At 58.7% G+C, this 10987-nt stretch carries 8 protein-coding genes; 1 reads left to right on the forward strand and 7 read right to left on the reverse strand.

Annotation, left to right across the window (positions count from 1 at the left end; translation table 11 throughout):
• Positions 1–326 precede the first annotated feature (326 nt).
• On the forward strand, positions 327–5000 hold the full coding sequence (locus tag CKW26_RS02365) for a DUF4329 domain-containing protein (protein ID WP_177409218.1): 4674 nt from the start codon (positions 327–329) through the stop codon (positions 4998–5000).
• A gap of 67 nt (positions 5001–5067) precedes the next feature.
• Here the strand turns inward: CKW26_RS02365 and CKW26_RS02370 are convergent, their stop codons facing one another.
• From CKW26_RS02370 to CKW26_RS02400, 7 genes are all read right to left on the reverse strand, one after another.
• Positions 5068–6441 carry a PepSY domain-containing protein gene (locus CKW26_RS02370; RefSeq protein ID WP_095047341.1) on the reverse strand — a complete coding sequence of 458 codons (1374 nt, stop codon included), beginning with the start codon at positions 6439–6441 and terminating at the stop codon, positions 5068–5070.
• Between the two features lie 121 nt (positions 6442–6562).
• Complete coding sequence (locus tag CKW26_RS02375; protein WP_095047342.1) at positions 6563–8683, reverse strand: TonB-dependent copper receptor; 2121 nt, start codon at positions 8681–8683, stop codon at positions 6563–6565.
• A gap of 84 nt (positions 8684–8767) precedes the next feature.
• Entirely contained in the window at positions 8768–9214 is a 447-nt protein-coding gene (locus CKW26_RS02380; RefSeq protein WP_095047343.1) for a DUF2946 domain-containing protein, read from the reverse strand.
• 21 nt (positions 9215–9235) lie between these two features.
• Positions 9236–9715, reverse strand: a complete 480-nt coding sequence (locus tag CKW26_RS02385; protein ID WP_095047344.1) for a copper chaperone PCu(A)C — start codon at positions 9713–9715, stop codon at positions 9236–9238.
• Between the two features lie 48 nt (positions 9716–9763).
• Positions 9764–10162 (reverse strand): DUF2946 domain-containing protein, encoded by a 399-nt coding sequence (locus CKW26_RS02390; RefSeq protein ID WP_095047345.1) that lies wholly within the window; start codon positions 10160–10162, stop codon positions 9764–9766.
• Between the two features lie 112 nt (positions 10163–10274).
• Positions 10275–10598 (reverse strand): DNA-binding protein, encoded by a 324-nt coding sequence (locus CKW26_RS02395; RefSeq protein WP_025111781.1) that lies wholly within the window; start codon positions 10596–10598, stop codon positions 10275–10277.
• Between the two features lie 3 nt (positions 10599–10601).
• Positions 10602–10937, reverse strand: coding sequence for a type II toxin-antitoxin system RelE/ParE family toxin (locus CKW26_RS02400; protein ID WP_008078140.1), 336 nt, complete (start codon positions 10935–10937; stop codon positions 10602–10604).
• Positions 10938–10987 lie beyond the last annotated feature (50 nt).

Genomic DNA, 10987 nt, shown 5'->3' on the forward strand with positions numbered 1-10987 from the left:
AAGGTGGGGGCGCGCACCAGTAGAGGACATCTGACGGGCGCTGGTGCGTCCGGGCGCGCCAGATTGGGGCGCACTACTGAGCGGGAAGATGAAGATACATAAACGATAAACATGTATCTCGGCTCACGGCGCGTGCAGCAACACACTCATTTGATCGTTATCCCGATTGTTCTTCGCAGGTTTCTATCATGAGTAATAGTTCAGTCCGATCCAGACGTGCCGCAACCGAGTCCCGAAAATCCAGGCTACCTCCCCTGAGTCCGCCGTTTCTGTCAGAGGAGGATGCTGCGTATTGGGTTCATACGCGCATACCGCCCAAGCCGGAAATGGAATATGGCAGCGTGATTTTGCTGCGGCCGGATGGGAAATTCGTGGCCACTTCACCGATACCCGGAGAGGCCGCCACCTTTGATTTGAGCACCATCATCGACTTTGATGCGCTGGGAGAGTTGGAGCCGCCCAAGGGGTATCGGTTTGCTGCAAACATTCACAGCCATGCCGCTCTTCACGATGTCGTAGGTGAGGCCTATCCAGAACTGGATGAAATGAACCTGCGACTCTTCATCAACTTCTTCTCCAGTAGCGATTTCATGGGGGATGTGGATGGGCGCGCCTATTTTCGTAGTTCATACCTCTCCGGCCCCGATGGAACATTGCTCAAGTATTCGCCCAGTGGTTCGAAAGCGGAACTCGATTACTACCGTTGGCACGAGGCAGGTGCACGACCAGGGCGTGAGCCGTGGACTCGTGACGTGATGAGCATCATCAATAAGCTTGCATCTGTCGGTGAACTGAAAGTCCTCGTTTCAAGTGCAGACTGGGGGCATTCGGTGGGTGTCGTACCGCCGGACTGGCAACCAGGCCAGGGTTTTTCAACGGGCAGGGTGACCGAATTACCTTTGATGACCCGCATTTGCTCCACTGTCGAGCGGGCGGTACTCGCTGCACTGAAATCAAGAGGTGCACAGGACTCGGGGTTACTGCTGAAGAAGACTGCTGGCAATGAGTATGTCGCGACCCATGCACGCCCGTTCGGGCTCGCGTCATGGGATCCAGCGAAGAACTTTGCAGCGGGTGATGACGGTCAATTACGATTGCCTGAAGGCTATAGGCTGGAAGGTTTTTACTACGCCTCCCGTCCTGACCCTTCGCGGCTCACTCCTGCTCAGCCGTGGCTCTACGAGAATTTCTTCACGCCACAGGACATTGCTCTGGCCATTTCGTGTCACAAGAGGAGTCAGCAATTGGCTGTGGCCGGTCGACCTTTGTCGCTGTACATGCAGGCCAGCGATGCGTCCATGTTGAAGTACAGCTTCAGCGGCAGCGAGATAGAAGCGGCACTGAGCGTCGAGCATTCCGACGGGTCGATCACCGACGCCGGGGTGCAATCCAGGTTGCTGACTGGAGCATTGTCGCCACGGGAATTTGTCTCGATGCTGATACTGGCGGGCCGGCTTGAGGTGTTGCGGGGCAGCGCGCTCTGGGCACGTTTGGGGAGGGTGGGCCTGGAATGGATACCCTTCGCGAACTTCCCTTGGCCGCCCTTGAGTCAGGCGTTTTTATCCGCCGATGACGCCGTTCGGTATGCCCACGAACAAGTCGGCATTCGCCGTGACCGCCAGTACGCAGGCTTTGTATTTCAGCGCAGCGACACACGCTTTGTGGTCACCGAGCCGTTGGAAGGGGATATCGATGTGCTGGACCAGGGGCGACTTTATCCTCGGGATAATCGAGGGCGTCCGGTTTTCCCAGACGACCACGTGGTGCATGCCCGATATGTCTCCCACGTCGCGCTCACGCAGCTTGAGCCGGTCAATATCAGTTCCCGGCAGTGGACGCTCCAGGAGGCGTTACTAAGCCTGCAAATGTTGAGTGTAGAAGAGGTCCGGCAGGTATTGCTCGATAACACCGTTCTGTATTGCTCTGCTGCCATGAACAGTCTGGTCAGGTTTGCACCTTACGCAACCCCGGCTTCGAAGGATCTGGCGCGACGCCTGGGAACACGCGTGCATCCCGGTCCATTGGCTCTAGGTCTGGACAAGGGCAGCAAGCGACCGCAAGACTTCATCAGGGAGCAGGCCGCCGCCGGCTGGCTGTTCAACCTGACGGACAACGAGTTGTGGGGCCATCGCGGCCAAATATTACCGGGCTGGAGCATGTCAGAATCCGCCGGGTCAACCTCCGCAGAACCGACGTCACCCATACCTGCACTCCCTACGCCGTCCCAGCCTCAGCCGTCGCTGCCCCCGTATCCTTCGTCGTCTTCGCCCCGGCCATCTTCTCCTCGGCCTTTGCCATGGAAGCGGCCTGAGTTCGTCATGTACGGTCCTGTCTGTTCTTCGGCGGACGATGCGGCACAGTATCTGTTTGCTGGCGACAGGCGTTTGCACGATGAGAACCGTGCCTGGTTCGGATTCATCCTCAAGCACAAGGATCGGGAGGAATACATCGGCACGGAACTGTTTCCAGTCAGCGGTCAAGACAGCAATCTTTTTCGGCAGGCGTTGGTGTTCGCCTCTCGACGGTCGGCGCCGTGGCATCAATACCCGGAAGGCTTCGACATGTATGGGAGCTTTTATGCGCATCAGAAAGTAGAAGCATCTTCGAGCAGCCCTGAAGACTGGCTGGCGCAGTATTTTGTTTCGCCAGACATCCTGACAACAGCCATGTACTACGGTCGCCGTCGGCCTGTAATCGCTTCAAGCCCCGCCGCGTTTTATCTTGCCACTCGGGACGGTGCTCTGCTCAAGTATGCGAGGAGTCAGGCAAGCAAGTTGTTCCATGACGACACGTCTCAGACAACACTCGACTCGATCAAGCGAGGGCTCGCGTCCGGCGAGTGGCTGCCGACGGATTTCGTCCATACGGTCGCTGAAAGCGGCGAACTCTCGGTGTTGCGAACAAGCGCGTGCTGGGATCGGTCAGGAATGGTCAGGCCAACGTGGCAGCCCTACGCGAATCTGCAGCGGCGCTGGCTCGGCCCGGTTTTTCAGAGTGCTGACGATGCCGCAGCGTTTGCCAGATCGAGCTTGCCGCTGGTCACGGACAAACCTTTTGGCGGCGTCATTCTGAAACGCCCCGACGGCCTTTACGTAGCCTCTGCGCCCATCAAGGTGTCGCGGGAGGATTTCGACATCACCGAGATTTTTCCGGATGAAAGCAATGGCGCCGGGGTATTTCCTGCTGGCTGCAGTATCACGGCGCGTTATCGATCCAGAGTGGCCAGGGAGCTGTCGGTCATTTTTTCTCGTATTGAGAAGCAGATCTATCTGAACATGCTGTCTGTCGACACCGTGTACTCATCCTTCAAGCGGCTACCAAGACTGGCATGGGATGAATACCTGTTCGGACCCGACGGTTCGTTGATCCGCTATCAGCCAGGAATATGGGATCGTCTGCGCGCAGATCTCTTGGCAGCTCTGACGGATTACAAAACGCTTCCTGCGTCCCTTGATGGCGATGCGATAAAACAGAACATACGTAGCGCCAAGCTGAAACCGAGTGAATGGGTCGACGCCTTGGCAAAGGCCGGTTACTTGCAAATTGTCATCGGCAGTGAAATCTGGGGTTTGCCCCGCCAGATCAGTCGCTGGGTTCCTTTCTTTGCTGATCTGCAGCCTCTAATGGATTACACCAGAGCCGCGAGCGCACCACTTTGCAGCCCAGTGTTCGTTCAAGCAGATGCTGTTGCCCGGTATGTTCATGAAATCTCGGTGAGCAGGGACACCCAGACGTTCGGATTCATACTGCGCTCTCGGGATGGCTTGTTCCTCGCCAGCCTGCCCGTTGATGTGCAACGCTCTGGCCTGGCTGTGGATCGAGTATTCGAACAGGCAAGACTGCCTTCAGGGTTTGAACAGGATTCGATTTATCTGCGCGCAGCGCTGCCTCCGCTCGGCGCACGGCCTGACGATATGCGAAATGTCTTTGTACTTCCCAACGATGTTCAGCAAGCCTGCCGACAGGCCAGTACGCCGCGGGGGTACAGACCGATCTATATCTCCTGTGCCGATGACGCATTGTTGAAGCTGCAATTGCATGCGTTTGAACCCGGCGTGTTCTACGACGCTTTCGGGCAGGTTGAGTTGCGCCCCAATGCGTTTGTATCGCGTGAACAGGCAGCGATCGATGAACGTGACATTGCCAGTGGCCGATTCAGATTTAAAGACTACGTGCACCGGATGGCCAAGGCCGGCCGGCTCGACGTGATTGAAACCAGCGATTACTGGTCGCGGCAGGGTCAAGTGGATGAGCATTGGCAACCGCGTATGGCCGATACTTCCAACGAGCAGCGATGGCGAGATAGCCCGGTGCCGGCGCTGGGACCGATTTTTCATCACCCTGACGATGCCGCCCGCTATGCGCAACAACGCACGGACGATTCCGGTCACAGTGAAACCGGCTACGAAGGCGCGATCCTGGCGCGGTCGACCAGCAGTCGATTTGTCCCGCTCGAGCCAATAGTCTGGTCTGCCCATGCCGAGGACCCTGTCCTGCGGATATTTCGCTCGTCGAGTGATCCGACGATCAGTTGGCGCAATCCGGCGGCGCGTTACCCCAATGGCTACACACTCGTGGCCAGCCACCAGTTCCATCTGTCGGGCAATACCACGCTCGCACCGGACACTGATGATGTCAGAGCAAATTTCGCTTCGCCTGCGCGGGTGCATGCGCACACGCATGAACTGAAGAACCAGGGTTTCGACATTCAGGATTATTACTACTCAACGCCGAACCACGTGTTGATCAGGTACACACCCGTTTACTCGCAGGCCGAGAGGGATTTGCTGCTGGCCCGGCCTGTGGATTTCGAAGCGGGGCGCTGGGTCAGCCGGCTGAGTCCGGGCGAGTTTGTTTCACAACTCATGGAACTGGGTGAATTCAGGGTGCTGCTCGCCGGGCATTACTGGCGTCAGACCGGACGAATGGGCGCCGGCTGGAGAGTGCGTCGCCAGCAGCCTGTAACGGAGGGTGGTGCGCGAGTCAGGGACGAGTTGTAACGCTCGAACCAGCGGCAACACGGCAGGAGTGTGCCGCCGTCGGCGGCCACTCCACATTGAGTCGGATTTACGTCGAGGCAGACTCAGGTTGCCGGTCAAAGCGCGATAGCAGCAATCGATCCAGCAACCAGACGACCACCAGCGAAGCCCCCACCAACGGGAACACCACCGCCAGCGCCAACATGATTACCACGCCGGTTTTCCATTTCGGCAAGTCATGACGCAGCGGCGGTACGCCGAATTTGCCCTGTGGCCGGCGCTTCCACCAGATCACCACCCCGCTGACGGCACTGAGCAGAATCATCAGGCAGATCAGCAGCACGACGATCTGGTTGAAGGTGCCGAACATCTTGCCTTCGTGGAGCATCACGCCGATTTCCGTGGCCCGCGCCACAGTGCCGTAATGTTCGAAACGCACATCGGCGAGGACCTTGCCGGTGTACTGATCGACATGCAGGGTCGCATCGTTGCGCGGGTCATCGGCGAACACAGCGATGGTGAACACACCGGTGGCGGTGGTCGGCAGGGTGATGCTGTAGCCCGGCTCGACCTTGCGTTGGGTAGCAATGTTTTGCACGTCTTGCAGGCGGATGGCGGGTGCTGCGGGGCCGGCGTTGCTGGCGCCGTGGTTCATGTGTTCGGCGTGGTCGCCGGACATTGGCATCGGCGTGTTTTCCATCGCCCATGGCACGGTCTGGCGGGTGGCGCTGTTAAGGCTGCGCGCCTCGACATCGGAGGTCGGCACGTTGTCCCACATCGCCGCTGGAAAGACGTTCCACACCTGGGCGTATTGCTTGCCCCAGAAACCGGTCCAGGTCATGCCACTGAGCAACATCACCAGCAACAGTGTTGCACCCCAGAACCCGGTGACCGCGTGCAGATCACGCCACAATACGCGGCCGCGACTGTTCAGCCGTGGCCACAAAATCCCCGCGGCCTGACCGCGTGGCCACCACAGAAAAAGTCCCGACACCACCAGCACCACGCCCCACCCGGCGGCCATTTCGATGAGCCGATCACCGACGGTGCCAATCATCAATTCACCGTGGATGGCGCGGGCGATGGCTTGCAGGTTCTGTTTGGCATCCTGTTCGCCGAGGATATCGCCGTGGTATGGATCGACGAATACGTTGAGTTCGTGGCCGGCGTTCTTCACCACAAACTGTGCGCTGCGCTCGGCGTTCACCGGCGGCAGATACTGGGTGATCTGGCCTTGTGGATAAGCGCTTTTCACCCGTTGCAGCAAGTCCTCGGCCGGGACGGTGTGATGGCCGGCGGGGACATTGAGCAAGCTGCTGTACATCAGCGAATCGAGCTGCGGTTTGAACAGATAAATGATGCCGGTCAGGGCCAGCATCACCATGAACGGGGCGACGAAGAGACCGGCGTAAAAATGCCAACGCCAGGCCAGGTTGTAGAAATTCGGTTTGGGCTGTTTCATCACGTGTGCTCCGCTTGGCGAATTTTTTAGATCAAGAGATCGCAGCCTTCGGCAACTCCGATAGGGGGTATGCGCTCCCATGTAGGAGCTGGCGAAGCCTGCGATCTTTTGACTTTTCTTGTTAGAAACTCATGTCGACCTTGGTCCAGAGCGTGCGCCCCGGTTCATTGATCGCTTGCGGGTCATTGGCCGGGTAGCCGAATCCGGCGTTGCCCGCCAGGTTCAGGTGTTCGGCGTAAGCCTTGCCGAACAGGTTGTCGACGCCGCTGCTGACCTTCCAGTTCTTGTTGATCCGGTAGGCACCGTTGAGTGAGAACACGCCGAAGCCGGAACTCTTGTCGTAATCCTTGCCGACCACGTTGCCCTTGTTCTGATCGATACGATTTTGCGCGGCAACCACCCTCCACAGTGCACCGGCGCTCCAGTTGTCTTCGGTATAGGTCAGGCCGAAACGCGCATCCAGCGGCGGCATCTGCGGCAGAGCCTTGCCGTCACTGCTGTTCTTGCCCCAGGCGTAGGCCAGGGTCGCATCGGCTTTCCAGTGGTCGGTGAGTCTGTACGCGGCACCGAGTTCACCGCCCATGATTCGCGCGTCAATGTTCTCGGCGCGCGAGGTGCTCATGCCCATCATTCCCGGGGTGTAATCAAAGAGGATGTAATCGCGCACCACGCCGATATAACCCGAAGCCCAGGCTTCAAGTTCGGCGCTCTTGTAGTTCACGCCAAAGTCGAACTGAGTGGTCTTTTCCGGTTTGATCGAATCGAACGCGTTGACCGATCCTGCCGGGCCGGATTTGGGCGAAAACAGCTCCCAGTAATCCGGGAAGCGTTGCGCGTGACCGAGGCCCGCATAGAGCGTGGTCGGACTGGCGGCGAGGTCATGCTCGTAGCGGATGAACCCGCTGGGTAGGGTGTCGGCGCGGGTATCGTCGGCGGTCGGGTTGGGGCGAGTCATCATTCCCGAGCCAGTGGCCTGTCGATAATCCTTGGCCGAGGCGCGGTCGATGCGGGCGCCGCTGATCAGCCGATCACGGTCGGCGGCGTACCAGGTCATTTCGCTGAACACGCCGTAGTTATGGAAATCGGCGTCCTTGCTGTACGGCTGATCCTTGTAGGTATCGATGCCCATGCCGCTGCGCTGGCGGTGTTCGTTGGTCTGCGCGTCGAGGCCGGTGATCAGCTGAAAATCAGCCCAGCGCCAGGTGGCCTTGATCCGTGCGCCGAGGGTGCGTCGGTCGACGTTGGACGCCATTGGCCCCGACATCATGCCGGTGCCGGACGGCGTGCGCAGGGTGTAGTTGTCCATCACGTGGTCGGCGTAGTTGTAGTAGACCTGCGCTTCGAGTTTCTCCAGCACGTCAGTGATGTTGGATTTTTCGAAACGCAGGCCGAGGCTTTCGCGCAGGAATTGCGAGCCGTCCATGCCGCGTCCGGCATAGCGCGCTTCGCCGTCGCCCTTGCCGGCGGTGAGTTCGATCAGGGTATCGGCGTCCGGGGTCCAGCCCACTGCGATGTCGCCGTTCCACTTGTCGTAGCGTGAGGCGACGATGTCGTTGTTGCCATCGCGGTAATCGTCGGAATGCGCGGTGTTGCCGATCACGCGCACGTAGCCCAACGGGCCGCCGGCAGCGGCGTCGACAACCTTGTCAAAACGTCCGTGGGAGCCGGCCAGAATGCTTGCGTTCACGCGGGTGCCGAGTTCGCCGAAGCTCTCTGGCTCACGATCGAACAGCACCGTACCCGCCGACGCGCCGGGGCCGTAAAGCACCGTTTGCGGGCCTTTGATCACGGTGAGTTTGTCGTAGGTTTCCGGCGAGATATACGAAGTCGGCGCGTCCATTCGGCCGGGGCAGGCGCCGAGCATCATGCTGCCGTTGGTGAGGATGTTCAGGCGCGAACCGAACATGCCGCGCAGTACCGGATCGCCGTTGGTGCCGCCATTGCGCACCAGCGCAAAGCCCGGAATGGTCTTCAGATAATCGCCGCCATCACTGGCCGGCACCGGTTGGCGCGGGTCTTTGGGGTTGGTGACGATGGTCAGCGGTGAGCTCGGGGCGATCGCGGTGATCACTGTCGGGCTGAGTTCTTCGTTGTGACCGGCGTGATCATCGGCCAGCACCAGCGGGGACAGCAGGACGCCGCAAAGGACGGCGGTAGCGTGCCTGAAACGAACCCGCGATTCGTTCAGAGCGAAGGACGCCGGGGCAACGCCCGAGCGTGGAACAGCAGTAAACCTGGACATGACAATTTCCATCAAGCAGTCGTAAACGACACGGCCGGCAGCCTGAAGCTGTCTTCTCAACCGTGTGCAATCAAAGGTGCGTGTTTACGCTGCGATGGGCGGGGCGCGGGTGCGGGCGCCGGGGAAGAAGGTCTGCCGGGCGTGGCCCAGGCGCGGGGAGGGCGGGGTGAAGGTGTTCAGCGGCGGGATGTTGAAGGCGACGAAATCACCGCCCCCAGTCAGCGCCGGGCAGTTGAACAGCAGGCTGCAATAGCCACATTTTTCCCACAGCACGTGGTGCGAGGATTGCGGTGGGCAGTGTTCGGCGCTCGGTTTTGCATCATGGCCCGCGTGATCCATGCCCGGCATGTCCATCGACATGTCCATGCTCATCGGCATCGATGTCGAGGCGTGTTGATCCATCGGCATCGACTGAGAAATCAGTGGGCCGATGAAGATCATCAACATGGCGAACAGGGCGATCCAGCTGCCGCGAGTCAGGTGTTGAGTCTGACGGCGTTGCATTGGCGGCCTGACGCTCAGCGGGCGCATGGGCGGAGTCTGCCGGAAGGCTTACTGGGCGTGCGCGTGGGCCTGCGTGGTTTCCGGCGGCTTCTTCTGCACCGAGACTTCGACGGTGACGTCACCAGCCTTCTCGAAATGCAGTGTCAGCGCGAAGCGCTTGCCGTCGCTGAGCAGGCTGCGATCGGTCGGGTTAAGCAGCATCACGTGATAGGCCATCGGCGCAAACGTCACGTTGCCGCCAGCGGGAATTTCCACGCTCGGCACCTGCTGCATCTTCATCAGATCGCCCTGCATCACGTGTTCGTGCAGTTGCGCTTCGGGGGCAATGGGCGAGTCGACGCTGAGCAGGCGGTCGTCCGTCTTGCCGGCGTTGTGAATGATGAAATAGGCGGCGACCGTCGGTGCATTCGGCGGCAACTCTTGCGACCACGGATGGGCGATCTCAAGTTCCCCAGCTTTGTATTCGTGAGCATGGGCAAAGCACGCCGGCAACAGCAGCGCAGCGACGATGATGAGTTTGTTCAACATGGCAGTTCTCCAGAACGATTTGAAACGCAGGTCAATTGCGCGAACAAATCAAACCAGAGGGGATGCACGGGGATTGAGACTTGGCCATTGCTGGCGCGGAGTAGGTGTTTGCAGGGAGGCCGGCGCCACACTGCGATTGCTTTCATAGCGAGCGAAATACAACTGCGGCGAATGTCCCGGCAACGCGACCAATGGCGCCGAGCCTGAGCAGCACCAGCAATGCTGCATGTTCGAATGTGTATCGTTGGTCGGGGCTTTTTGCTCGGTGGTGCCGATGTTGATCGCCACCATCTTGGTCCCGCTGCCGGTGCAGAAACTGCTCCAGAGCAATTGCTCGGCCGGTGAATTGGCCGCCTGCGCCATCGCCCCGGTCATCGGCATGGCGAGCATGTTGAACAGCACTGCAAAGCAGGCGATCCAGGCAATTGCTAGCCGGTGTCGGTTCATGGGACAGATCCATTGGGTGGGCGATCAGGCGCGGCTATTTAGCCTGATCAGGGCCGATAAGTAAAAAAGCGTCGTGCGGTTTGGTGTCGCAGCGAACTCTACAATTACTCACTCAATTCACGGGTACGGCGTGAACTTGCATATCTACACCAAGCGTAGCGCGGATTACCGAAAATATTTTGGCCAGGTTATCCATGCTCGGATTGCCTTTGGCTGAAAGCATTCGATGCAAGCTTTTACTCGGCTTTTCGGTCTCCCTTGCGAGCTCTTCGAAGCCGACCGTCGCATTGACGAGATCGCGCAGAATTATTCTGGCCATTTCTGGCTCGCCATTCAGGAACAGAGTCGCGGCCTCATCCAGTAATGCTTGAGCAAACTCCGGATCACGCTGGGCGCGTTCTGCGATTGAATGTTTGTAGCTTCGAGTGAGAACCATCAATTACCTCCGGTTCTGTTCAGCTTTTTTTCGAATTCGGAATTCGGCTATCAAGGCTTTCGCCTGTTTGATGTCTTTCTTTTGAGTCGATTTGTCGCCGCCACCAAACAAAATGATCAGACGTTTTCCCTCTTGTATGAGGTAGATCCGGTACCCAGGCCCCCAATTGATTTTGTATTCACCCAAGCCATCGAACCATTTGATATTGGAAGTATTGCCCAATTCCAACCTGACCATGGCATTTGAGACCTTCAGTGCCGCCTGCACGCTTAAAGTGGAGATCCACCGACCAAATGGGCTTGATTCGTCTTCTTGTAGATATTCTTCGAGTGTGATCACGGCTAGCCCTGAAGGTAACAAATAGGTTACTTATCATGCAAGCTGTGGAT

The organism is Pseudomonas sp. Irchel s3h9, from assembly GCF_900187475.1.
Lineage (GTDB): Bacteria > Pseudomonadota > Gammaproteobacteria > Pseudomonadales > Pseudomonadaceae > Aquipseudomonas > Aquipseudomonas neuropathica.

Bases quoted from the DNA above. Each gene is read 5' to 3' on its own strand.
- CKW26_RS02365 (WP_177409218.1), top strand. From the start codon at position 327: ATGGAATATGGCAGCGTGATTTTGCTGCGGCCGGATGGGAAATTCGTG.
- CKW26_RS02375 (WP_095047342.1), bottom strand. From the start codon at position 8,683: ATGTCCAGGTTTACTGCTGTTCCACGCTCGGGCGTTGCCCCGGCGTCC.
- CKW26_RS02395 (WP_025111781.1), bottom strand. From the start codon at position 10,598: ATGGTTCTCACTCGAAGCTACAAACATTCAATCGCAGAACGCGCCCAG.
- CKW26_RS02390 (WP_095047345.1), bottom strand. From the start codon at position 10,162: ATGAACCGACACCGGCTAGCAATTGCCTGGATCGCCTGCTTTGCAGTG.
- CKW26_RS02380 (WP_095047343.1), bottom strand. From the start codon at position 9,214: ATGCGCCCGCTGAGCGTCAGGCCGCCAATGCAACGCCGTCAGACTCAA.
- CKW26_RS02370 (WP_095047341.1), bottom strand. From the start codon at position 6,441: ATGAAACAGCCCAAACCGAATTTCTACAACCTGGCCTGGCGTTGGCAT.
- CKW26_RS02385 (WP_095047344.1), bottom strand. From the start codon at position 9,715: ATGTTGAACAAACTCATCATCGTCGCTGCGCTGCTGTTGCCGGCGTGC.